This is a genomic window from Paenibacillus pabuli (assembly GCF_039831995.1).
GTDB lineage: Bacteria > Bacillota > Bacilli > Paenibacillales > Paenibacillaceae > Paenibacillus > Paenibacillus pabuli_C.
In genome coordinates this window covers 517,486-542,717 of sequence record NZ_JBDOIO010000005.1, presented here as the reverse complement: position 1 = coordinate 542,717, position 25,232 = coordinate 517,486, and the positions used below count along the sequence as shown (strand labels likewise).

Sequence of the window (25,232 nt, the reverse complement as noted above, 5' to 3'; positions counted from 1 at the left end):
ATGGCGGAATCGTCCGAATTCCGTACACTGAAGATCCTGGATCATTTTCGCCATATCATTACCAAGACGGGTGCGGATTATGATGTACTGCGGCTTATATTGAAAGTGAAATTTCAGATGGATCAGCGTAGGGTACCGACTGTATTGTCGTCGCGAAGCGGTAATAAGGAGCAGAAGGAAGGGAACCTGTATCTTCGGTCCCTCTGGTTGTACGGATTGATGGGTTTGCTTCTGGTGCCATTCGTCGTCTGGGATACGGGTCATTATATGCTCCAGATGGGTCTGGTCACCGCTGTGCTGATGTTTATCATCATGACATCCATGATCTCGGACTTTTCGTCCGTGCTGTTGGATATCCGGGATCGGAATATCATTATGACCAAGCCGGTGAATGCCCGTACGGTTGGCATGGCCCGGGTTATTCATGCCGGAGTGTATTTGCTGCTGCTGACAGGTTCCCTGACAGCCGTACCACTGGTTGCAGGCTTAATCACACATGGCATCGGATTCTTCCTGTTATTCATCGCGGAACTCATTTTGATCAATATGTTAATTCTGGTCACCACATCTCTTGTTTACCTGTTCATGATGAAGTTTCTGGATGGAGAGAAGCTGAAAGACATGATCAACATGGTACAGATTTTGTTATCCGTTGGCATCGCTGTTGGATATCAGCTGGTTGCACGGTCATTCAGTATCATAGATTTTGACATGGTCTTCACGCCAGCCTGGTGGCAGCTCTTACTTCCTCCCGTGTGGTATGCAGCTGTATATGAATGGCTGTTCGGTGGTGGTGGGGATGTATGGCTGTATACCTTCAGCGCGCTGGCTGTTGTTGTTCCAATGATCAGTTTGGTTATCTATGTGAAGCTGATGCCTTCCTTTGAACTGTATTTGGAGAAAATGGCCCATTCCGGATCGACCTCGGGGCGAAGAAAAGGGTCATGGGATCGCACGCTTGCCAGAGCGTTCTGCCGTTCGGGGGAGGAGCAGGCCTGTTTCCGGCTGTCAGCGAGCATGATGCGGAATGAGCGGGAATTCAAGCTGAAGGTATACCCATCCATTGGATTATCCTTTGTCCTGCCTTATGTATTCTGGTTCACTCAGCTGCAGTCCTCGACATGGGCGGAGCTTAGAGAGGGATCGTTCTTTTATACGCTGTACATCATGCTGATTCTTGTGGTTTCGGTGATTATCATGCTGAAATATTCGGGCCAATACAAGGCATTCTGGACCTTCCGGGCTGCACCGATTGCGAATGAAAATGTGCTCTATAAGGGTGCACTGAAGGCATTTATGTGCAATATGTTCTTGCCTGTTTTTCTGCTGAATGCCATTGTGTTCACCTGGACATTCGGGCTGCGCATTCTGCCTGATCTGGCTGTGATCCTGCTGGTGGGTACGGCGCTGATTCCGTTAACAAGCAAACTGTTATTGCGCAAGCCGCCGTTCTCCCTGTCCTTTAGTATTGCCCAACAAAGTGATGGCTGGTTCGTATTCGCGGCATTCCCGGTGATTGCCTTGTTATGGGGGATCCATGTTTTCTTCCGCACGTTGCCAGGAGGCATATGGATCTTCGGCGGGCTTCTGATTGTGGCGAATGTGCTGCTCTGGACCATGTTATACCGGGTCAAGCGGGTGCATGCTCAGGTTTGAAGTGAGTGAGGAGACAAGTAATGGACTGAACAAAACACGATAATACACGATACAAGCTACACAGCACCAGATAAACAACACATAATAAGAGAGAAGGCCAACCGGTTCGCCTGAACCCGGTTGGCTTTTTGTTGGTGAACAAGATGCGGTTCATGATGTCTTTCATAGGAATGCTCCGTCACAGCGCCGTTTGTTCACTCGCCTGGTAAAAGACGAAGGAGCAGTTTTCTGGCCTTCTGGTCGAGGTAAAAGGAAGGGGGATCGCAATCATGGCTGAGCAAGTCTGGCCTCAGCCATCCGGTCTGCTGCATCAGCGGTGGAGATGCCTGATGCATCAGCTCTTTGGTAGACCTGGGTGAGAGTACCCGCAATTTCCGCCACCCGCTGGCGGATCTGGTCCGGCCCTGCACCCTCCAGCTCGTAGGCGGTGCTGATGATGCCGCCTGCGTTAAGCACATAGTCAGGCGCGTACAGAATGCCCCGCGCCTGCATGCGGCGAACAACCCGCTCCCGGTGGCTGAGCTGGTTGTTCGCCGCCCCGGCAACGATGGAGCAGCGAAGCTCCTCCACCGTTGCCGGGGTCAACACGCCCCCTAGGGCACAGGGGGCGAACACCTTGCAGTCAGCGGCGTGAATATGGGCCGGATCGGCCAGAGTAGCGCCGCTGAACTGCACAAGGGCACGTTGTACACGTTCCGGTACAACGTCTGCCACAATGAGCCGTGCCCCGGCTGCATGCAGGTGACGGCACAGGGCATGCCCAACCTTGCCCAGTCCCTGGACGGCAACGGGAATGCTCTGAAGGGAAGTGACCCCCTGGTGGTGCAGCGAGGTCACAATGCCTGTATACACGCCATAGGCGGTCATCTCGGCTGTGAAGTCATTTTGCGCCCCCAGTGACCCGGTTGTATCCGTCACATAGGTGGTCTCCAATCGGATCTGATCCATATCCGCTGCCGTAGTGCCCAGATCAAGACCTGTAACATAGCGTCCATTCAATCGTTCCAGGAAGCGTCCCAGTGTGCGGAAGATATGCGCACGTTGAGAGACATTCCGGTTCAAGTTGTTACTGCCGGACGGCTCAACTCCCGATTCTACCGCTATTGAATCTTCAGCAGTATGTCTTCCATTTCCACTGTCGGTGTCCGGCTTAGCGGCCTTTGCCGAAGGCAACTCCCAGACCACGGCTTTTCCGCCGCCATACGGCAGGTTGGAAACCGCATTTTTGTAGGTCATGCCTTTGGCCAGCTTGATCGCATCGCGAACGGCTTCTTCCTCCGAAGCATACGCCCAGTAGCGGCATCCTCCCAGTGCTGGCCCGAGTACGGTGCTGTGGATGGCAATGACAGCTCGCAGTCCACTATGCGGATCATGACAAAATACGAGTTCTTCGAGGCCTTCACGCTCCATCTCCTGCCATAACAGCATGGCCCTTCCCCCTTTTTGTCTCCGTGTACTTAACGTATACGCTCCGTTGTGCTTATCCTTCAGCATATTCATATCCGTCCGGTTTCGCCCCGGGCTTTAGGCCGGGTTAATTGATTGATACACCCGGTTCAGCAAAGGCAGTTCGGGTATGCCACCCGAAACAATTTTCCGGAGATTTGCATTCAACCGTTTAAAAAGGCCGGATAACGTCCAATGATGGAGATATGGAAAAACGTACAGGAAACGGACCGAGGCCCGGAACGCGGGTCCAACCGGTGTGCGTGCCAGGAAAGAGGGATTGCCGTTGCTTAACATATTGTTATTTATCTTTTTGATCCAAATCGTCTATGTGTCGGCCTATACACTGCGAATGATTCTGACGCTCAAAGGACAGAAATACATCGCTGCGCTCATCAGCATGGGCGAGATCGTCATTTATGTGCTGGGGCTGAATCTGGTCCTCAAGTATTTGACTCAACCATCCGCACTGATCGTTTATGCCGTAGGCTACGGCCTGGGTGTACTGCTGGGTGCCTGGATCGAAGAGAAAATTGCGCTCGGTTACGTTACGGTTAAAGTGATCTGTAATCAGATGGGCGGGAATGTGGCCAATGCACTGAGGGATAAAGGGTACGGTGTCACCGCATGGGTGGGCAGTGGACGTGACGGAGATCGTTTGGTCATGGAGATTCTGGCAAAACGAAAAAACCAGAAATTGCTCTACCAGACCATTCTGGAACTGGACCCGAAAGCATTCGTTATCACGGTTGAACCGAAGCAGTTCCATGGCGGGTTCTGGACACGCTCCATCAAGAAATAGGACAAGGCAGGCTTGCAGTGATGCAGGTCTGTTTTTTTGTGGACCGTATCAGTTTCATTACGAATTCTCCATGTCCCTGAAATTCCTCCAGGTTAATTCCGTACGATTGGAGGTTGCCTAGAGTACACTCCATGCAGCCTGCATACAGCTCCGACAACAGTTACCACGAACCTAAAATAGGGATTATTGTTGTAATCGCTTCCAGGATATACGCTGTGGACATGTCCTTCATGCCATGCGCTGGCAGAGATGGACGGACATACTCATTATAATTCAGGGAGGAATGGTTGGATGAAAAGCAAAATTCGAACATGGTGCAGTGCCGCGCTGGCTCTTACGTTGGGGCTTACCCTGTTATCTGGACCAACAAGTGTACAGGCAGCGGGAAACGCGGATTACAATCTTACAGGTTTCTCCCAAGGGAACACGGGCGGGGGCACCATCAGCGAATCGGATACGTCCAAGTATAAAAAGGTATATAATGCAACAGATCTGGCTGCGGCGCTGAAAAAGAACTCCGGTGTCAAAGTCGTCGAGATCATGAACGACCTGAATCTGGGGTGGAACGAACTTCCGAGCGCTGCCCAGACCTCTCCTTTTGCGAAGCATAATGATGCACTGACTCACCCGGTACTGAAACAGACGGGCATCAGCAAGCTGACCATTGACAGCTTCAATGGCCTGACCATATTTTCGGCCAACGGATCCAAGATCAAACATGCAGCCATCAGCGTTAAACGCAGTTCCAACGTCATTATTCGTAACCTTGAGTTCGACGAGTTATGGGAATGGGATGAAGCGACCAAAGGCGACTACGACAAGAACGACTGGGATTATATTACCCTTGAAGAGAACAGCAACGTATGGATTGACCACTGCACATTCAATAAAGCCTATGACGGACTTGTCGATTCGAAAAAGGGAACCGGCGGCGTGACCATTTCCTGGTCTCTCTTCAAAGGGGATGACGGCAGCGCGAACAGCTGGGTTACCCAGCAGATTAATGAATTGGAAGCGAACAAGGCTTCCTATCCGATGTATAACTACCTGCGCAGCAGTGCGGTTGGACTCAGCAAAGCAGACATCATTGCCATTTCGTCACCTCAGAAAAAAGGGCATTTGGTCGGCTCAACGAGTTTCGAATCAGCCAACGCCAATCTGTCCATGACCCTGCACCATAACCTGTACAAGGACATTCAGGATCGCATGCCGCGTCTGCGTGGAGGGAACGCTCACGCCTATAATATCGTGATGGATGCGGCCGGAGCGCGTGCGGCCAAATCCAGAATCACGTCGGCGATGGCCGCTGCGATCTCGTCCAAAGGCTATCATTTTGATATCATCAGCAATGGAGCCATTTCCACTGAAAGCGGGGCCGTATTGGTCGAGAAATCAGTGATCCAAGACGTGCAGTTCCCGGTTCGCAATAACCAGACGGATCCGGCCGATGCCACGTATACAGGCAAGATCCGGGTGACGGATACGATGTATTCGCTAGACGGGAGCTCATTCCGCGGCAGCAGTGATACCTCAGGCAGTCCGCTCAGCCCGGTTCCGGCTGCAGTGAAGGCCTTCTCCTGGAACGGATTCTCGTCCCTTCCTTACAGCTACACCACGGATGATCCGGCGACACTGAATGCACGCCTTACCGGTTCCAGCGGAGCGGGTGCAGGCAAATTAACCTGGTCCAAAGACAATTGGCTGAAAACGAGCTACTAGACAACCAACGGAAGCGGGTACTGGGATGAGTGACTTGAGCGATGGGGAATTCCAAACCACTTCACCGTTTTTTTTCATTAACAAAGAGTGCTCCTGCAGCCACCATGGCCGGGAGCACTCTTTTTAAGTAACAGGAGTTTTTAGTTGAACCCATCAATGATCCGAGGAGGCAGGCGCAGCACTCACCGAATCACGGTAAATGATATTGCCTTTCACATGCACTCGGCCGAAGCTGCGACTTGGGTTATCAATCTTTTTGAGCATGGATTGAACCGCCGTGCGCGCCATCTGCTCCACATCGACTTCAACCGTGGTTAATTGAGGATCGGAGAGGGTCGCATAGATATCGTTATCGAACCCAACCACGGAGCATTGTGCAGGTACCTGTATCCCCAACGAGGTCAATTTCTGAACGAGCAAATGAGCGACCTGATCACAGTTGCATACAAAAGCGGTCGGCAGCTGCTCTGGCAGATCGATCTCAATAAACGTACCTCGCTCATCACGGTCGTTAAGCACAAGATCCTGATTCATCGGCAACCGATGCTCCAGCAATGATTTGTAATATCCGAGGAATCGATCCTGAATGCTGCTTGTAGAGTACAGATTCCCCACATAAGCAATTCGGCGGTGTCCCTGCTGGATCAGAACATTGGTCAGCTCGTAAGCAGCGTAAAAGTTATCGGTAACGACCGAATCGATATCAGAGTGCTCGTCGTAGAAATCGAGAAACATTTTGGGAACGTCCATCGATTGTACCAGCTCGATATACTCTTTGCTGACCTGCCCAAGCACAATGAAACCATCCACTTTGCTGTCGCTGTATAGTTTGGGCAGTGTTAATTCCTCTTCGTCCTGACCGTTCAAAATATGGAGAATACCATAGTACCCCTGGTCCTCCAAATGCTTGGTGATGCGCTGAAACACACGAACGTAGAACGATTGTGTAGGTCCGGTAAAACGTTCCGGGATAATAACGCCAATATTATGAGTCAGGCCTTCCTTCATCGAGCGGGCCGCGGCATTGTACCGGTAACCCATCTGGACGGCAAGAACTTTAATTTTTTCCTTCAATTCGCCACTGACGCCATCTTTGTCATTTAATGCCTTCGAGACCGTCACACTGCTAACTCCGAGCTTGTCGGCGATATCCCGCATGGTGATATTGTTCTTCAGCTTTGGTCGCCTCCTTCAAGCCGGTTTAAATACAATGTGCTGTCATTATGATTAGCGCTTACTTAACCATAATCACCATCCATATTAGTATACATCGTTACCCACATGGAATAAAGAAATTCCGGCAAACCTGCGCTAATTTTCAGCATGCTGCATTTTGCGCCGAAGGATATATTCATCCATTCTAAGCCATTTGGTTTTGCAAAAGCTTCTCATTCCGCTCAATCAGGTCACCACGCTGGTTGGCACAATCCAAGGAACGATACGGATCGGCCGGGGTATTGAAGGTGTAATCAACCAGTTGATCAAGCGTCGTTGTGGCCACATGACAGCGGGTATCGCTGGATGCGTAATAGATGAAGACCTTGCCCTGTTCATTGACTACCGCACCGTTGCAGAAAATAACATTGGACACATCGCCTACACGCTCGTCGTCATAAGGCGCAATGAAGTGCCCGCCCGGCTTGGCGATAATTCGTGCCGGATCATTCAAATCCGTGGCGAATGTGTATAGTACATAACGCAAACCCGCCGCCGTGTTGCGTACCCCATGGGCAATGTGAATCCAGCCGCGATCCGTCTTGAGCGGTGCAGGGCCCTGACCATTTTTCACTTCGTATACGGTATGGTATTTGCGTTCATCGATAATGGTTTCTTCTGCAATGACCGGATTCAGAATGTCACTGCACAGACCGAAGGCGATCCCGCCGCCGCTGCCGGTGGAGATGAATCCGTCCTGCGGACGTGTGTAGAATGCATATTGACCATCTACAAACTCCGGGTGCAGCACGACGTTCCGCTGTTGTGGTGAACTTGTGGTAATGTTGGGCAGACGCTCCCAGCTAACCAGATCGCGTGTGCGCACAAGTCCTGCCTGAGCCACCGCGCTTGACGTATCGAACGCCGGAGCTTCCGGATCTTTGCGCTCAGAGCAGTAGATGCCGTAGATCCAGCCATCTTCATGCTGAACCAATCGCATATCATACTGATTAGTCTCTTCGGCATCGATGTCTTCCCACACTAATGGCTTGCCTGTGAAGCGGAATCCGTCGATGCCGTTGTCACTCTCAGCCAGAGCAAAGAATGATTTGCGGTCCAGTCCCTCGGTTCGGATGACCATCACGTATTTGCCATTGAAGTAAATGGCCCCCGGATTAAGCGTAGCGTTAATGCCTAGACGCTCCATAAAATGAGGGTTGGTCGTTTCATCCAGATCAAATCTCCAATGAAGCGGCACATGATGGCGAGTAATCACCGGATAACGATACCGATCGTAAACGCCGTTGTAGAATGAAGGATCGATTTCATTTTGGCGTGTAAGCAGCAGTTCCTGTTGCTCCAATAATTCCTTGTACTTTGGGTGTATCATCGTTATCCCATCCTCTCGATTAGTTCAATGCAGAATCGGCTGTTGTGATACGGGCATTTCCACGGTCCGGCGATTTCGCTATGATCCGGTATGCCATCCCCATCTACCGACCAGTACCATTCCCCGCCAGCACGATGATCGATAATATGTTCCTGCGTATATGTCCACAAGCGGTTCACTCTCTCCAAAAACAAAGGATCACCTGTACGCTGATAGGCATTGTAGAAGCCGACCATTGCCTCAGCCTGAACCCACCATATCCGTTTCTCATCCACATGGTTTCCCTCTTGTTCATTCATAAGGGAGCCATCGGCCTGTACGGCCACATTGGAAATGTTATAGGCGATATCCGTAACCATCGCCGAATACTCGGGGTGTTGATCCAGACCCAACACGTTCAGAGCCTCGTCGATTAGCCAGCTGGCTTCAATGTCATGACCGAAAGATTTCAGATCAATAATGGATTCCCATTCCTTGTTGAAAAATACACCGAGGAACTTCGTGTCCTTGTTATACACCCGTTCATATAAGATGCCGAGCAGGCGTTCCAGCGCCGCCCTCACCTGTTGATCCGGCCACACTCGGTAGAGGGTGGTGTAGGCCTCCAGCACATGGATATGCGTATTCATCGTGTAATCCGCAATTACGCCGTTTTCGCTCAGCATTTCATTTGGCTGTTCATTCCAGAAGCGATCGAATTGTTCCTTGTAGGCAGGCAATTCGGCATTCAGGCCTTGATCCTCAATCAGGACAAAAAGCGTTTTCGCTAATTCCAATGCAGAGGTATCCCCTGTTGCGCGGTAGTACTCGCTGAGTGAATACACACCGAAGGATTGCGTATATACATGTTTGCTTGTATCCAGTGGTTCTCCGTTGGCATCCACCATCCAATACATGCCGCCATATTCCGTATCAAGGACATGGTCTGTAAGAAAGCGGTAAGCATGCTCTGCATGATCGCGCCAGATTTCATTTCCGGTCACCCGGTAGGCTGCTGCAAAAGACCACAGCTGTCTTGCCGTGGCGATTCCGCCTTTCGGAGCGAGCGGGTTGACCTGAAGATCATTGCCGACCCAGCCGTAGAATCCGCCGTGGTTATCGTCCTTGAGGGCAGACCAAAATGGCAAAATATGTCCTTCCCAGTGTTCTTTTATTTCAGTCCGGATGTCATTGATGTGAGTCATAAGTAAGCGCCCCTTTGAGGTACAGGATCAGATACGATTAGGTTATCGGTAACTTTATTAAATAATATTAGTGTTGGATATAAACATTGTCAACGAGTCCTGCGAGAAAAACTTTTTGTTAAGTAATAAATAATTTAATTGACAGGTAAGCGTTACCATAATAAAATTCATTTTGTAACCTTAACGATAACTTAAATTAACTTAGAAAAGGGGTCGAATCAATTGAGAAAAAACAAAGGCTGGATGCTTCTGCTTACCATGCTGCTGATTACTTCTCTGCTCGCAGCTTGCTCTTCTGGAGGAGGTTCTTCACAAGCAGGGGAGGAAATCAGCACAGATCCTGCGGATATCAAGGGTGAAATCACCGTTTTAACGCAGCGTACGGATATTGTTGATACCGTATTCAAAGATTACGCCGCAGAGTTCAATAAGGAGTACCCTGATGTCAAAGTGAACTTCCAGGCACTGGCCGACTATGAAGGACAAGTGAAAATCCGTATGAGCACCAAAGATTATGGGGACGTACTGATGATTCCAACCAGCGTACCTATTGCCGATATCCCGGACTTTTTTGAACCGCTGGGTACGTACGATGAGTTGAAAGACAAGTACACAGGAATTGAAGAACGTATGGTGGATGGCCAGGTATATGGTATCCCTACGGTTATCACGTTCTCTGGAATTATCTATAACAAACAGGTATTTAAGGATGCTGGCATTACGGAAGTGCCAAAAACGCCTGAGCAGTTCCAGGCAGCACTCCAACTTGTGAAAGACAATACGGATGCAATTCCTCTGTACACCAACTATGCGTCCGGTTGGGCTTTGACGCAGTGGGAATCCGATCTGCCGACGGTTGCAGGCAGCGTGGACTACGTTAACATTGAGCAGCCGAACACGGATGAAAACTTTGTGGCTGGCAAGCCGCACTATGAATTGTACAAAGTGCTCTATGATGCAGCCAAGAATGGTCTGATCGAGAAAGATCCAACCACAACCGATTGGGAAAGCTCCAAAGCAGACCTTGCGAACGGCAAAATTGCAACGATGGCGCTTGGATCATGGGCGATTACGCAAATCCAGGGTTTGACGGACACACCGGATAATATCGGATTCTTGCCATTTCCTACGAATGCAAGCGATGTGGTCGTTCCGCTCGCTGCAGACTATAACATCGGCATGAACGTGAACAGCGAGAACAAACCTGCTGCTAAAGCATGGATTGACTGGTTCCTCGCGAAATCAAACTATGCAGTTGAGCAAGGCGGAGGCATGAGCGCAGACAAAAACGCCGAGCTGCCACCGATTTTGGATCAATACAAAGACGTTACATTCTCCACATTAACTCCTGCCAAAGAAGGACAGGAAGGCTTGGTTGACAAAATCGACAACGAAGGTGAGATCGGCCTCTGGCAGCCTGACTTTAAGAAACGCATTATCGAAGCAGCCATCGGTAACCGCAGCGAATCATATGACGACATCATGAAGGACCTGAATGACAAATGGGTGAAAGCGCGGGCAGAACTTACGAAGTAAACAGATTGCAGCGGATACATCGTTGTAGATGCAATGCGTATATCTGACTACTGTTGACGTACTGCGATGCTGCGAAAACGGGCTGAGGGGTGAAGGGGTTTCCCTTTTCATAAGGCATTTTGCATCAGAATGCAGGATGCAAAATGCCACCTTCGGTGATTGATTATCCAGCGTAATTGGACGGAAGTCCTTCGATATAAAGGCGGCAGAACCGCTTGGAGGTGTGGAGAGCATGAAATACTTAAAGGTTTCAAATTGGGGCTATTCAGCGCAACGCATATTTATCATCTGTGCCTTCTCGATTATTCCGCTGGCACTGCTGTTCACGTTTGCATACTTGCCTGTCATTAACATGTTCAAATACAGCTTCACCGATTGGAACGGGTACAGCAAAAGATTCGATTATGTTGGATTTGAAAACTACACTCGGATATTCAGTGACCCTGAGTATTTTAAAGTGTTTATTGTCAGTTTGTACTATTTTGTTGCCACCTTCGTACAAATGGGCCTGGCCCTCTACTTTGCAACGATTCTGAGCTTCAAAATCCGCGGCAAAAACTTTTTCAAGGGCATATTGTTTTTCCCGTATCTGCTCAATGGCGTAGCCATCGGATTTATCTTCCTCTTTTTCTTCAAACCGGACGGCACCCTCGACACGCTTATGCAGGCCGTTGGACTTGGGCAGTATACCCAGCTCTGGCTGGGAAATCCGAATATTATTAACGTGTCGCTCGCAGGTGCATCTGTATGGAGATACATGGGCTTCAACTTCATCATTTTTTTGGGTGCAATCTCTTCAATACAAAAGGATGTCTATGAAGCGTCAGATATTGACGGGGCCAATCGCTGGCAGCAATTCCGCCACATCATCCTGCCGAGCATTACGCGTATCCTGCAACTCAACCTAATATTGGCGATTAGCGGCGCAATCAGTGCGTTCGATATTCCATACATTATGACCGACGGCTCCAACGGAAGTGAGACCTTTGTCATCCAGACCGTCCACTTGGCATTTAAGTACGGCAAGCTGGGCTTGGCATCGGCAATGGCCGTTGTGCTGCTGTTCATCGTCATTCTTGTTACACTCGTTCAGCGTGTCACCATGAAAGGGGAGGAATGAACGTGCATCAACTCAAATACACCCTGGCGGGCATATTCAAATATGCTTCACTCATTCTTGCAGCGTTCATTGCGCTGGTACCCATCGTCGTTGTGCTGTTTGCATCCCTCAAGACCAATGCTGAATATGCGACCAGCAGTCCCCTTGCCCCGCCAGCCAACTGGCTAAATTTTGCGAACTATACCAAGGCTTTTGTGGATGGCAACATGCTGGTCGGATTCAAAAATACAATAATTATCCTGATTATCTCCATTATAGGCGCTACCCTAACGGGTTCCATGATTGCCTATGTGCTGGATCGTTTCAAGTTTAAAGGCAAAAAAATCATGGTCGCTGCGTTCCTGCTCGCTACCCTGATTCCGAGTGTCACAACGCAGGTCGCCACATTCCAGATTATCAACGCGCTGGATCTGTTCAACACCCGCTGGGCAGCCATTGTGATGTACCTGGGTACAGATATCATCGCGGTTTATATTTTCCTCCAGTTCCTGGGTTCCATCTCGAACGCATTGGATGAATCCGCCATGCTGGATGGTGCCTCCTACTTCACGATCTACTGGAAAATCATATTGCCCCTGCTGAAACCAGCAATTGTTACGGTCATCATCGTAAAAGGGGTTAACATCTACAACGATTTCTACACGCCGTTCCTATACATGCCAAAGACCGATTTGCAGGTCATATCCACGGCCCTGTTCAAATTCAAGGGGCCATTCGGATCGCAGTGGGAGGTCATTAGCGCCGGTATCATGATTGCCATCATTCCAACGATGATCATTTTCCTGCTGCTGCAGAAGTACATTTACAATGGCTTCGCACAAGGCTCCGTTAAATAAAATACGAAGGGAGAAATGAAACGATGACCGTTATCGATAAGAAAAGTGTACAGATTATTGGGAATGCATTGCCGAATATGCCTTGGGAAGTTAAACCGGAGGGAACAGAAGGCCCGGTATGGAGACATTCCGCAAATCCGGTGATTCCTCGTAACCCAGTTAAGGGAGTAGCCCGCATTTTCAACAGTGCCGTGATTCCGTATGAAGGGAAATTCATTGGCGTGTTCCGCGCCGAAACGGTCAATGGCCGCCCGCATCTGCATATGGGATCAAGTGCAGACGGATTATCATGGACGATTGAAGAAGAACGCATTGCCTTTGTGGATGAGAACGGTGATCCATTCATGCCGAACTATGCGTATGACCCGCGTCTGGTCCAGGTCGAAGATACGTATTACATCATCTGGTGTACCGATTTTTACGGCGCCGCACTAGGTCTGGCGAAGACGGATGATTTCAAAACGTTTGTCCGACTCGAAAATCCAATGCTGCCGTTCAACCGCAATGGCGTGTTGTTCCCTCGCAAAATCAATGACAATTACGTCATGCTGTCCAGACCAAGCGATAGCGGACATACGCCGTTTGGAGATATTTTTCTGAGCGAAAGTCCGGATCTTGTGTACTGGGGCAAACATCGTCATGTCATGAGCAAAGGCGGTCAGGGCTGGTGGCAATCGGTCAAAATCGGCGGCGGGCCTGCCCCCATCGAAACGTCCGTAGGCTGGCTTATGTTTTATCACGGCGTAACCGGAACGTGCAATGGATTTGTCTATAGCATGGGTGCGGTCATTCTGGATCTGGATGAACCTTCGAAAGTGAAATATCGTTCCTCGAACTTCGTGCTGACGCCTGAGAAATGGTATGAGGAGCAGGGGTTCGTCGATAATGTCATCTTCCCGTGTGCCACACTGCAAGATGCGGAGACAGGACGGATCGCTATTTATTATGGAGCTGCAGATACGTATGTTGGCGTGGCTTATACAACCGTCGAAGAGATCGTGAATTATGTTATCGAGACCGACGAGGTAATCGCCGGAGACCGCGTAGTAGGCAAATTGTAATTGAAGTTTTAGTGAGGAAAGGGGCCCACAGCGTAATGCATATGGAGTACATCAAGGGATTTACATTTGGCTGGATGAGTGGCAAGGGAGACTTCCGCAAGCCGGAAGCAAAAGAATCCTTGCGGCTGATGGCTGAGCGAACAGGCAGTTCGCATGTCATTTTTGCACTGGCGGCACATCAGGATCATCCACAGGCTGTAGAGGTCAAATATCAGGGTGAGCATATGGTGGAAGATGATGAACTCGTTGAGATGATCCGTTATGCCCGCAAGATAGGGCTGCGTGTCATCCTGAAGCCGACCGTCAACTGCACTGATGGCACATGGCGTGCACACATTAACTTCTTTGATATTGATGTGCCGTGTGAGCCGAAGTGGAAGGACTGGTTCCACAGTTACACCCAATATCAAAAGCACTATGCAGCCATTGCGGAGCAGGAGAGATGCGAGATGTTCATCGTTGGCTGCGAGATGGTACAGTCCGAGCGTCGGAGTGAGGAATGGCGCGAAGTGATTGCAGCTGTACGTGAAGTATACTCCGGACTCGTGTCGTACAATACGGACAAGTATCAGGAAGGTCATGTGAAATGGTGGGATGCGGTGGATGTGATTTCATCGAGCGGATATTATCCCATCGGAGATTGGGAAGCGCAGCTGGACCGCATCGAACAGGAGATTGCCCCTTACGGAAAACCGTTTTTCTTCGCGGAAGCAGGGTGTCCCAGCCGCAGCGGTTCGGCGCAGGTGCCGAACGATTGGGGGCTTGTGGGCGTAGTGAGTGCCGAAGAACAGGAACGTTTCTATGAAGCGATGTTCCGGCATGCCAGTCAGCGTGATTGGGTCCGCGGATTCGGTCTGTGGGATTGGAGCGCACACCTGCATGATGAGCAGGATGCGCTGATCGATGACGGTTATGGTGTATACGGCAAGCCGGCCGAGAAGGTTATTCGCCGTTTTTATGAAGGTGTAGCTGTGGAAATTTAAGCTGTCCAAGCTGGAAAGTTACGTGTTGTAAGATGGATGAAATGTTAGGGTCATATTGAAAATGGTTATATTCATTCCCAAGATACTGCTGTGCTTCAAGCACGCAGTATCTTTTTCATTTTCACTGCCAAGATGGATCGGGTATTCAAGTCTCCGGTTATCAGCTCAAGTTGTCGCTTTTGGCAGGCAAAAAAGACTCTGTTTCATGCTTGCGGGCTTGTGCGCGGCAACGTATGATGGATAGAACATATCATTGAACAGGCACGGAAAGAATGGACGGTGTTGATCATGAACGAACGTGCGCATGGCTGGGTCACAGCTGAAGGGACATTGAATGAACAATCAATAACCAGCCGGGAGCGGCTCTACAAGGGGATGAATGGCAGGTATGTGGAGCGATTTACGGTCCATACCGGGGAGAGTTACATTTTCAAACCACTCACGAATCCTGGACAGCATGGGCGTGAACGGTGGATATCCCTGCATGTTCTGTCCTTGCTGCCATCTATCTATCCGCAGCTAATGGCTTCGTCTGAGGAAGAAATCGCCCCGGAACAGAGCTGGTTGATATACGAGGACCTTGGGCCGCTTGTGCATCAGCTGCAGGAAGATACGATGCTGTCCGCGGCTGTACATATGGCGGAATGGCACACACTCTGGGCATCCCATTGGGACGAGCTGCCGCGTGTGGGCCAGAAGCCATCCATTGGGGATATGCTGCTTGAACTCCGGGATTCGCAGGAATCAACGGATGATTTGCTGTCCAAGCTGGGAATGGCACTGTCTGTATCCGATTGGGACGAGATCAGGATGCTTATTCAAACGGCCGAAAAAGAGCTTCCGGTTGTCCTTTGTCACGGAGACCTGCATCCCGGCAATATGGCCGATGTGAGTGGCAGACTGGTCATTATTGATTGGGAACATGCACATCTGAATACGCCCCTCTGGGACCTATACCATTTGGTGGATCTGTCTCATCCGCTTTTTCCGAGACTCGTTACACCAGAGATTAGGGAGCGGATCATTCGGATGTATCTGGACGAATCGGAGCGCCGCGGAAAGCAGTTCCAGAGGGTTTCCTTCAAAAGGTGGTACGACGCATATGCCATTGTGTTCTCCCTTTGGATGCTGCGTTTGATTGATGCTGATCTGAAAAAGGCAGACTGTGTATGGCCCGAGGAGCAATTGCGCAATCAGTGGAGGGAAACGGCAGCAACGCTGGAACAGTGTATGAACCAGCTATTTACGGAATAGAAATGAGGGGACAGAGCATGCGCAAAGTAGGACTCGTTATGCGTAAAATTCAATTTACCGAAGCACAGGGGCCGCGCGTATTCGCCGATCGCCTGAAGCAGATTGGTCTGGAGCTGGGGGTGGATATTGTGTTCATATCGCCGGAGCGCCATGTGAGCGGGTACGACTGGCTGCCGGGTTATGAGCATGAGAAAGGCGACCTGGTGAATTATGATATCGTGCTTGACCAGATTTACAGCCAAAATATAGAGCATGTCATCTACACGGTGTCCGGGTTTACGTTCCTCAAGATGTTTCTCCCGAAGAGTGTATTGTTCCCGCATAGCTTCCCTGACCCGGCACTGACGGGCTATGAGATGATGAAGCCATTCTATACCATGGTGGATAAAGCCATTGTACAGACTGAGTTTTTGAAAACAGAACTTAGCCGCAACTTCGGCGTACATGACGTGAACGTTATCCCGATCGGCTTCAATGAGGAACTGGCGCACCGCCATTATGACCCCAGCCGGGTCGTGCATAACCGTGTGCTCTGGATCGGCCGGGATGAAGCGAATCGCCGTCCCGATCTGGTGCTGGAGTATGCCCGGCAGAACCCGGACAAGGAAGTGTACATGGTATTTGGCGGACGGCGTTACGAGGAGAGCATGAAGAAGTATGATATTCCGGACAATGTAAAACTTCAGTTTGCCTTGACCCAGGATGAGGTATTTACCCTGATGAACTCGGCCAAGGTATACTGGAGCTGCTCTGCGTTTGATACATTTGCGATGCCCCTGACGGAATCAATGGCCATGGGTAAAATGGTCGTGAAGCCGGAGCATGCGTGCTACGGTCATATTCGTTCTACGCATGCCTTTGCAGGCAATGAGGATAACTGGTTTGAACTGGTGAACATGGCTGCGGCAGCCCCGCGCAGTGTATCGGAGGACAACCGGGAGTATGCGTTCAGTGCGTTCTCCCGTACGATCATGAAAGAGGGATATCGGGAATTTTTCTCTCGCTGGCTGGGGTAACCCGTTTAGGTGCAGGGGTGAACTGTGCCGGGTTCCGGTGAGCGATTCCATGCGATGGATAGAAACGGAGATAAAGGCTTCTGATCGGGGGTTGAGGCCCGAATAGAAGCCTTTTTGCGTTGGAATAAACGGATGTCACAATGTGGTTTGAACAGGAGGTATATTATTTTGACCCGAATGAAATGGACATATTTTAGTATTTATCAAAAAAAATAGGGGTGTTATGCTGTGAGCGTAAGGAAGGAGTGATTCCCAAATGAAAGCGCTGTCTGCGAGAGAATATCAGATTTTGCATTTTCTATTGGAGCGTAGGGATTTCGTTCCGGTCAAAGAAATAGCCAGTCACATGAACTGGTCCGAAAAAACGATTTACAGGGAATTAAACGCCTTGGAACACAATTTGGATATTCGCGGGATTCGCCTCGAACGGAAGCCGGGAACAGGTATTGCGCTGGCTTTAACTCAGGAACAGACGATGGAGCTGAGGAGGACGCAATGGATTCCGGGAAAAAAGGTGGTGATGACCCTTTCCGTAGAGGCGAGGAGAATCAAAATATTGACGAATTTATTATATGATTCTCCTGAGGAAACCTCGATTAACAAGCTGTCAGAAGAATACTTTATTGGCAAAGCATCGATTGTGAATGATCTCAAGGCGATTGAAGAAAGAATTGAACCCTTTCAGCTGCGATTGGAAAAAAGCCAGCTCGGTACCCGTCTGATCGGTTCGGAGATTGATATCCGCAAAGCCATGGCTTCTCTGATTCATGAACTTGTGAGTGAAGATCGGAAGGAAGAACAAGAGCATGAGTCCCGAATTGATGGCAACACACTGGGTGAATTGATAAATCATTTTGGCACGGGTCCGGTAGAAGGGATTCAACGCATTCTGGAAGAGACCGAGCAACAATTAGGATATACCATAGGCGACCCATATTACATCAACATGCTGACTCACCTGCTGATTTGTATCCGCAGACTGAAGAGGGGCAAGGTAATTCGCTTGACTGATGGCATTCCCGATCATCCAGTAACGGACCCAAATGTACATTCCATCGCGAAAGCCATGGCCGAAAGGATCAGGGAACAATACGGATTGAAATTGCCAAGTGAAGAGATCTATTTCATTTATCAATATCTGATTTCATCAGGAATGAGTGTCCCGTCCCTTAACTTTGAGTTGTCAGGTCTGATGGACAAAGCTTGTCCGGAGTCCAAAGCGATGGTCAAGGAATTGATTCAGACCGTATCCGGTATGATCCGATGTGACCTCACAACAGACGAACAGTTGTACAAGGGTCTGATTATTCATTTCAAACCGATGCTGAACCGTCTAAAATACAACATTTCCATTAATAATCCTCTGCTGGAGGATATACGCAAGGCGTATGCTGAGATCTTCTCTCTGGTCCGTCTGGGAATGCTGCCAATTGCCCAAGCCTGCGGATTGAATTCGTTTAGTGATGATGAGATAAGTTACCTGGTACTTTATTTTCAGGCATCCATTGAGAAACACAATAAAAAGAAAAGAGTTATCCTGGTCTGCTCTACTGGAATAGGCACCTCTCATTTGCTGAAAAACCGGATCAATCGTTCATTTCCCGAATGGGAAGTTGTTGACGTCATTTCGGCAAGCTGGTTTAACCGGATTGAGGATTGGACGGAAATTGATCTGATCATATCTACCGTTAAACTGGAGCATCAGGATCTGCCGGTGGTGTATGTCTCGGCGCTCTTAAATGACACGGATGTCAGCTTAATCAAGGCCAAGTTTAACGAGGAGAAGTTGAATCAACATCACAACAAGGTGTTTTCGTTTCCGCTGCTCGGGGCGTACTTTCACCCATCTTATTTGCAGATTGAAACGAATATGAAGGAACAGTCCACAGAAGGGACAGCGTCCCGTCAGAAGCTGCTTGCATCAATACTCAAACACGCAGGCGCTAACATGGAGAACCGGACATTTGCCGAGGCCAAGCTGAATAAACGTTTGTCCGTTTTCCTGATCCGCAGTGATGTAAACGTCAATCCGATTGTTGGTTTCAATATTATCCAAGGCGAATCGGAAAATAGCAGACTGGAAATTGTGATCGCTTTCTTTAACGATGGACCAATAACTGAATTGCTGATAGAAATACAGAGCTTGTTGATGTGCAGGCGTATGTATGAACAGATCATGAGAGTAACTACACCTTTGGAGCTTGTCGAGATATTACAGTCCAAGCACGACCAGGAGGAGGACCATTATGGATATAACCAAGATTATCAACGAACGGTTGATTAAGCTGGATCTAAAAGCAAGAACCAAGGATGAAGCCATCGAGGAACTGGCAGATTTGCTGGAAAAGGATGGCGCCCTTTCCTCCAAGGAAGAGTTTATCAAGGACGTTTATTTAAGAGAGGAAGAAGGTCAGACCGGCCTGGAGAATCATGTTGCGATTCCTCATGGCAAATCGGCGGCTGTCCTCAAAACCTCGCTCACCATCGGGCGGACAGAACACCCACTTGAATGGGAAACCCTGGACGGCAAACCTGTCCATGTCGTTATTTTGTTTGCCGTACGGCTTGTGGACCGGAATACAACCCACATGAAGCTGTTGGTCCAGGTTGCCAGTATGCTTGCTGATGAAGAGGTATTGGAACGTTTGATGCATGAGCCTGATCCGGCCCAGATTATGGAGCTGTTTGCCCGTAGGGAGAGCGTATCGTAGAATAAGGCCATTCTGGTTTTCAATAAAATGGGAGCACACCTACATCATTTGGAGGGATACTGATGAACATTGTAGCCGTAGCCGCATGCACTGCTGGTATTGCCCACACGTATATTGCCAAGGAAAAATTGATCAAAGGGGCGAAAGCCCGCGGACATGAGATAAAAGTGGAGACCCAAGGCACCATAGGAACTGAAAACGAGCTTTCCAGGGAAGAGATCAGAGCTGCTGATATTGTCATTGTGGCTGCAGATATCAAAATCGGTGGAGAAGAACGGTTCAAAGGCAAACGGGTTATCCGAGTGAAAACCGAAACGGTCATTAAAGCCCCGATTAAATTCATTGAAAAGGTGGAGCAGTCTTTAGGGGTATCCTCATAAAAAGGGAGGCGAGACGATGAGCGCAAAATCCAATCACGCAGGTTCAGTAATCAAAGGCCATCTGTTAACAGGAATTTCCTACATGATTCCTTTGATCGTTGCTTCAGGGCTGTGTATCGCGCTGGGTCAAATTTTAGGAGGAGCCGATGTGGGTAAGGCGGAAGGTACCATTCCGTATATGATTAACCAGATCGGCGGTTGGGGAATGGGGCTGGTTGTACCTTTAATTTGCGCAGCGATTGCTTATTCGATCTCCGACCGTCCCGGAATTGCTCCAGGATTAATTGTTGGTTTTATATGCAGTCAGATTCAAGCGGGATTCATCGGTGGGATGTTGGGAGGATTTCTGGTGGGTTATGTCGTTCTCGGTATCCGAAAATATGTGAAGCTGCCTAAGTCCATGCAGGGATTAATGCCCGTTCTCGTTATTCCGTTTCTGGCTACGTTGATTTCCGGTTTATGTATCTTCCTTGTTATTGGTCAGCCGATTGTCTGGCTGCAAGGCAGCCTCACCCATGTGCTTGAATCGATGCAGGGGGGTTCCAAATTTGCACTCGGGGCCATTCTGGGCTTAATGGCTACCTTTGACTTCGGAGGACCTGTTAATAAAACGATGTCACTGTTTGCTGATGGAATGTTGGTCCAAGGTATCTATGGGCCTGAGGCTGTCAAGTTTGTGGGGTCCATTATTCCACCACTGGGGATTACCCTATCTTATTTCCTGACGAGAAACAAATATACAGCAGCAGAAAAGGAATCGTTAAAGGCCGCATTTCCAATGGGAATATGTATGGTTACGGAGGGAGTAATTCCGATTGCGGCAAGGGACCTGATCCGGGTGGTGACTTCCTGCGTCATCGGCTCAGCGGTAGCTGGTGGACTGATTATGATCTGGGGCGTTGAGGCTCCAGTGCCACACGGGGGATTATTCGTTGTACCTCTCTTCACGCATCCATGGCTGTTTATGACCGCTCTCCTCATTGGAACGGGGATTTGTGGAATAACCTTATCTCTGTTAAAGAAGCCAGTAACGGCCGTGGATGAAGAATTCGACGACACTGAAGATGAAAGCGTAAGCTTCGATGACATTGTGTTCAAAGTTGAGTAAGGCCCACTAAGATGATAGCGCTTACTACTAAATTGATACAATCCAAAGGAGATGTGAACTTATGTTGATTACGATGAAGGAATTGCTTAAGGTAGCCAAAGAACACAAATTCGCGGTAGGAGCATTTAACGTGGCGGACAGTACATTTTTGAGAGCGGTTATTGAGGAGGCGGAACATTCCAATTCACCGGCCATAATTGCCATCCATCCTACGGAACTTGAATTTTTGACCGATGAATTTTTCGCATATGCCAGCCAGCGTGCACATGCCAGCCATGTTCCACTGGTTATCCATCTCGATCATGGGGGGTCCATTGCTGATATCATCCGGGCGATCAAGTGTGGATTTACTTCCGTCATGATTGATGGTTCTCTGCTCCCTTATGAAGACAATGTGGCTATTACAAAACAAGCGGTGGAGATTGCACACGCCGTCGGCGTATCTGTTGAAGGGGAATTGGGAACGATTGGGCAGACCGGTAACTCTATCGAAGGCGGCGTATCGGTGGTCACTTACACGGATCCGGCTCAGGCGGAAGATTTTGTGGCACGTACGGGTATCGACACATTGGCAGTGGCCATCGGTACAGCCCATGGCATATATCCCAAACATATTAAACCGGAGCTGCAAATGGATATCCTAAGAGAAATCAATCAATTGGTAGACATTCCTCTCGTTCTTCACGGGGGATCCGCAAACCCCGATCAGGAGGTCTCGGACTCCGTTCAGCTGGGCATTTGTAAAATCAATATTTCCAGCGATATGAAATATTCATACTTCAAAAAAGCTCGTGAAATTTTAAGCACAACGGAATTATGGGACCCTAATGCCATTTATCCGGAATGTATTGCCGAGGCCCAGAGCGTCATTCGCTATAAAATGAATCTGTTCAATTCGGTCGGCAAAGCGGATTTATACAAGGGACTGCGTTATGAACAACGCCAGGCTGAAAGTGTAAGCCTTTACTGAGCCTGCTGGCAGGCACAAGACACCATAAGAACTATGCCAATTTCATATCTTGAAACCTCCTTGAAGCCCTCATTCACGAATTCGATTTATCGTGAATGGAGGGCTTCATAATGTGATAAACTCTACACGTATTCAGAACATATAGCGTCAGTGTTAATTTGGAGAAATGTGTGGAGGAGAAGGGGGCGTATAAGTGAAAGGTCTTATTATATTGATACTCCTTATTTGGATCGCATTGCTGTTCTTTGGATGGCTCATCTATCGATTGCAAGGTCGGCAGATGACATGGGCCCAATATATTCTGCCTTGTGTGGCGGTGTTGGGCGGAGCAACTATTATCATGATTAGTGTAGATATTGGCGGCTGGAACGGGATTGGATATGCCCTAATAGGAGTGTCTCTCATGACTTCTGGTCTGCTCACGCTGATTACGATCATTATTGTGGATGTGGTTATGCGGCGACGCAGAAGGAACTAACTAGGATAGGACGAGTAGACTGTACAAAGGATGAATTCGGCCGATGGAATGGTTGCAGGAATGCATTCGTCTGTGATATATTGGCATTAATTATGACAAGGGAGGTGAAGACAGGTGAATCACGAGATGCTTAACAACCGTATTAGCCAGCTGCCGATTGCTATGGCTGGCATTGTTCACACTTTTCGCTACAACGGGAGAAGTCTGTCCAATTTTGAATATACGGAAGTTAACCATTGCGAGAAGATGCCTGCCTTGACCTCATTCGGACGATAAGCGATTAAGCTTGAATTCTGAAGGGCCGCGGAGCTAACCTCTGCGGCTCTTTTTGTGTTGCGGTCAGGATCTTCCATACCATAGGAGGAACCTTATTATGATGATCATTAGTGCGCAACAACTGACTCAATACCACGGAGCACATCTGGTGCTGGACGGCATTACCTTTGAAATTATGGAGGGTGACAAAGTCGCTCTGATTGGCCGCAACGGCAGCGGCAAAACGACACTCATGCGTTTGATGGCCCGGCTGAATCAGCCGGACGAGGGGCAATTGATGATTAAGAAAGATACACGGATCGGTTATGTGGCCCAGGTTCCCGAAGGACTGGATGATTATACGGTGCTGGATGTGCTCGGTCTGGGATTCAAGGATCTGATGGAGTGCCGCAGCCGTATGAAAGAGATGGAGCAGCAGATGTCTGACCCGAATTATGCAGCTGATCCAGACCAATTGGAACGTTTGTTGAAACGATATGCTGCCCTGCAGGAACAGTTTGAACGTGAGGGCGGCTATGAGATGGACGCACGGATTGACCAGGTGGCGGACGGTCTGGATATTGCCAAAACACACTACGGCTGGAGGTTCGGTTCCCTTTCCGGAGGAGAGCAGACCCGCGTCGTGCTTGCTTCACAGCTGATCGTCCGTCCTGATCTGCTGCTGCTGGATGAGCCGACCAACCACCTTGATCTGGAGCGGGTCGAATGGCTGGAAGGCTTTCTTCGGGAATATACGGGTACGATTGTGCTGATCTCCCATGACCGTTATTTTCTGGATCGGGTGGTGACACGGACACTGGAGCTGGAGGATGGCGAAGCGCAAACGTCAACAGGTGGTTATACGGAATTTATGAAGGTGAAGGAACAACGGCTGCTGCAGCAATTTGAGGAGTTCAAAGAGCAGCAGAAGGTCATGAAGAAAATGAAGGAAACGATCCGCCAGTTGGAGGAATGGGGACGCATTGGCGGGAATGAGAAGTTCTTCCGACGGGCCGCTTCGATGCGCAAAGCACTGGAGCGGATGGAGCAGGTGAAGCGGCCTGTGCTGGAGCGGCGCAATGCTGATTTCGATGTACGTCCTACAGACCGCACGGGACGCCGCGTGGCGGTGATCGAACAGGTGGAGAAGGCCTATGGAGAACGTCCGATCCTGCGCGGCGTTTCAGCGCTGCTTGAATACGGGGACAAAATTGCCCTGATTGGCCGAAACGGTTCAGGCAAGACCACATTGTTCAAGCTGCTGCTTGGAGAGGAGCAGCCGTCTGCCGGTCAGCTTGAATGGGGAGCACGCGTGGATGTTGGCTATCTGGCCCAACAAGAGGAGCCTTCCAATCCGAAACTGAGCGTACTTGAACACTTCCGTCTGGAGGCTGGCGTGGAAGAAGGCGAAGCACGTGGCATTCTGGCCAGATACCTGTTCTACGGGGCAGACGTATTCCGCTCGGTAGGGCAGCTATCCGGGGGAGAATGGACTCGCCTACGGTTATCTCTGCTGGTGCATCGTAAGCCAAACGTACTGCTGCTGGATGAGCCAACCAACCACCTGGATATCGCTTCTAGAGAAGCGCTGGAAGAGTCGCTGGTTGACTTTGAAGGTACAGTGCTAGCCATCTCTCACGATCGCTACTTCGTGAACCGTATTGCTTCACGTGTCTGGGAACTGGAGAATGGGGAGATGACCACTTATCTCGGGGACTATGAAGCTTACCGGGAGAAAAAGCTTGATTTGCAAGCTCGTGCAGGTGCGGCAGGTCAGCATGCCGTTACGATTGCAGCACCGCCTCGCGAAAGTGCCGGATCTAAGGATCAGCGTGCTTCTCATCAAGGGGAGAGCGGAGCCGGGAAAAGACAGTCGTCCGAGCAGCTCGAACAGAAGCTGGCTCGTCTTGAGGCACAGATTCAGGAGCTTGACCATCAGCTTGAATTGCAGGCAAGCTCTGCCGAGCTGGAACAGCTGTGGAACGAGCGCGAGCAGCTGTCGGGTGAATACAACGAGATGCTGGCCCAGTGGGCTGAGATGTGATGGTTAGTCGGGAATCAGAATAAACGGGGGTCGGAGATTGTCTCCGGCCTCTTTTATTTCTGGATCATGATCATGGATACAGGCTTAATTACAAATGCAGCAGGTTTCAAAAGGCGCAGGGTCATCTG

General features: G+C 49.5%; 22 protein-coding genes. 18 read left to right on the top strand and 4 right to left on the bottom strand.

Going from position 1 to position 25,232, the window contains the following annotated elements:
- Positions 1-1,656: a hypothetical protein gene (locus ABGV42_RS29150; RefSeq protein ID WP_347384844.1), complete on the top strand. Its 1,656-nt coding sequence runs from the start codon at positions 1-3 to the stop codon at positions 1,654-1,656.
- Positions 1,657-1,923: 267 nt separating this feature from the next.
- Here ABGV42_RS29150 and ABGV42_RS29145 read toward each other — a convergent pair whose 3' ends face one another.
- Positions 1,924-3,084, bottom strand: coding sequence for a Leu/Phe/Val dehydrogenase (locus ABGV42_RS29145; protein WP_347384843.1), 1,161 nt, complete (start codon positions 3,082-3,084; stop codon positions 1,924-1,926).
- Positions 3,085-3,388: 304 nt separating this feature from the next.
- Here ABGV42_RS29145 and ABGV42_RS29140 point away from each other — a divergent pair, with 304 nt between their 5' ends.
- Together ABGV42_RS29140 and ABGV42_RS29135 are read left to right on the top strand one after the other, a co-directional pair.
- A complete protein-coding gene (locus ABGV42_RS29140; RefSeq protein WP_347384842.1) occupies positions 3,389-3,904 on the top strand; it encodes a DUF2179 domain-containing protein in 516 nt (171 codons plus the stop codon).
- A 291-nt stretch (positions 3,905-4,195) separates the two neighbouring features.
- A complete protein-coding gene (locus ABGV42_RS29135) occupies positions 4,196-5,623 on the top strand; it encodes a hypothetical protein (RefSeq protein WP_347384841.1) in 1,428 nt (475 codons plus the stop codon).
- A gap of 153 nt (positions 5,624-5,776) precedes the next feature.
- Here the strand turns inward: ABGV42_RS29135 and ABGV42_RS29130 are convergent, their stop codons facing one another.
- The 3 genes from ABGV42_RS29130 to ABGV42_RS29120 all read right to left on the bottom strand — a co-directional run bounded on the left by ABGV42_RS29130 (position 5,777) and on the right by ABGV42_RS29120 (position 9,352).
- Complete coding sequence (locus tag ABGV42_RS29130) at positions 5,777-6,781, bottom strand: substrate-binding domain-containing protein (RefSeq protein WP_347384840.1); 1,005 nt, start codon at positions 6,779-6,781, stop codon at positions 5,777-5,779.
- Between the two features lie 202 nt (positions 6,782-6,983).
- Positions 6,984-8,168, bottom strand: a complete 1,185-nt coding sequence (locus ABGV42_RS29125; RefSeq protein WP_347384839.1) for a glycoside hydrolase family 130 protein — start codon at positions 8,166-8,168, stop codon at positions 6,984-6,986.
- Positions 8,169-8,170: 2 nt separating this feature from the next.
- On the bottom strand, positions 8,171-9,352 hold the full coding sequence (locus ABGV42_RS29120; RefSeq protein ID WP_347384838.1) for an AGE family epimerase/isomerase: 1,182 nt from the start codon (positions 9,350-9,352) through the stop codon (positions 8,171-8,173).
- A 222-nt stretch (positions 9,353-9,574) separates the two neighbouring features.
- On the opposite strand from ABGV42_RS29120, the gene ABGV42_RS29115 reads away from it, so the two are divergent.
- The 15 genes from ABGV42_RS29115 to abc-f all read left to right on the top strand — a co-directional run bounded on the left by ABGV42_RS29115 (position 9,575) and on the right by abc-f (position 25,104).
- Positions 9,575-10,888 carry an ABC transporter substrate-binding protein gene (locus ABGV42_RS29115; RefSeq protein WP_347384837.1) on the top strand — a complete coding sequence of 438 codons (1,314 nt, stop codon included), beginning with the start codon at positions 9,575-9,577 and terminating at the stop codon, positions 10,886-10,888.
- 232 nt (positions 10,889-11,120) lie between these two features.
- The gene (locus tag ABGV42_RS29110) at positions 11,121-12,008 is read left to right on the top strand and encodes a carbohydrate ABC transporter permease (protein WP_347384836.1); all 888 of its coding nucleotides are present in this window, start codon (positions 11,121-11,123) and stop codon (positions 12,006-12,008) included.
- A complete protein-coding gene (locus ABGV42_RS29105) occupies positions 12,005-12,844 on the top strand; it encodes a carbohydrate ABC transporter permease (RefSeq protein ID WP_431523702.1) in 840 nt (279 codons plus the stop codon). The genes ABGV42_RS29110 and ABGV42_RS29105 overlap by 4 nt, the downstream gene beginning before the upstream one ends.
- Before the next feature lie 23 nt (positions 12,845-12,867).
- On the top strand, positions 12,868-13,905 hold the full coding sequence (locus ABGV42_RS29100; RefSeq protein WP_347384834.1) for a glycoside hydrolase family 130 protein: 1,038 nt from the start codon (positions 12,868-12,870) through the stop codon (positions 13,903-13,905).
- A 41-nt stretch (positions 13,906-13,946) separates the two neighbouring features.
- Positions 13,947-14,888 (top strand): glycoside hydrolase family 113, encoded by a 942-nt coding sequence (locus ABGV42_RS29095; protein ID WP_347385242.1) that lies wholly within the window; start codon positions 13,947-13,949, stop codon positions 14,886-14,888.
- A 288-nt stretch (positions 14,889-15,176) separates the two neighbouring features.
- Positions 15,177-16,142 carry a phosphotransferase family protein gene (locus ABGV42_RS29090; RefSeq protein ID WP_347384833.1) on the top strand — a complete coding sequence of 322 codons (966 nt, stop codon included), beginning with the start codon at positions 15,177-15,179 and terminating at the stop codon, positions 16,140-16,142.
- A 17-nt stretch (positions 16,143-16,159) separates the two neighbouring features.
- On the top strand, positions 16,160-17,158 hold the full coding sequence (locus tag ABGV42_RS29085) for a glycosyltransferase (protein WP_347384832.1): 999 nt from the start codon (positions 16,160-16,162) through the stop codon (positions 17,156-17,158).
- A gap of 256 nt (positions 17,159-17,414) precedes the next feature.
- Entirely contained in the window at positions 17,415-19,442 is a 2,028-nt protein-coding gene (locus ABGV42_RS29080) for a BglG family transcription antiterminator (RefSeq protein ID WP_347384831.1), read from the top strand.
- Positions 19,405-19,869 (top strand): PTS sugar transporter subunit IIA, encoded by a 465-nt coding sequence (locus ABGV42_RS29075; protein WP_347384830.1) that lies wholly within the window; start codon positions 19,405-19,407, stop codon positions 19,867-19,869. Before ABGV42_RS29080 ends, ABGV42_RS29075 begins: the two co-directional genes overlap by 38 nt.
- A gap of 62 nt (positions 19,870-19,931) precedes the next feature.
- Positions 19,932-20,249 (top strand): PTS fructose transporter subunit IIB, encoded by a 318-nt coding sequence (locus ABGV42_RS29070; RefSeq protein ID WP_347384829.1) that lies wholly within the window; start codon positions 19,932-19,934, stop codon positions 20,247-20,249.
- Positions 20,250-20,265: 16 nt separating this feature from the next.
- On the top strand, positions 20,266-21,357 hold the full coding sequence (locus ABGV42_RS29065) for a PTS fructose transporter subunit IIC (protein WP_347384828.1): 1,092 nt from the start codon (positions 20,266-20,268) through the stop codon (positions 21,355-21,357).
- 61 nt (positions 21,358-21,418) lie between these two features.
- On the top strand, positions 21,419-22,327 hold the full coding sequence (locus tag ABGV42_RS29060; RefSeq protein ID WP_347384827.1) for a ketose-bisphosphate aldolase: 909 nt from the start codon (positions 21,419-21,421) through the stop codon (positions 22,325-22,327).
- A 193-nt stretch (positions 22,328-22,520) separates the two neighbouring features.
- Positions 22,521-22,805: a YesK family protein gene (locus ABGV42_RS29055; RefSeq protein ID WP_347384826.1), complete on the top strand. Its 285-nt coding sequence runs from the start codon at positions 22,521-22,523 to the stop codon at positions 22,803-22,805.
- A 114-nt stretch (positions 22,806-22,919) separates the two neighbouring features.
- Positions 22,920-23,081, top strand: coding sequence for a hypothetical protein (locus ABGV42_RS29050; protein ID WP_170948208.1), 162 nt, complete (start codon positions 22,920-22,922; stop codon positions 23,079-23,081).
- A 97-nt stretch (positions 23,082-23,178) separates the two neighbouring features.
- Positions 23,179-25,104: a ribosomal protection-like ABC-F family protein gene (gene abc-f, locus ABGV42_RS29045; protein WP_347384825.1), complete on the top strand. Its 1,926-nt coding sequence runs from the start codon at positions 23,179-23,181 to the stop codon at positions 25,102-25,104.
- Positions 25,105-25,232 lie beyond the last annotated feature (128 nt).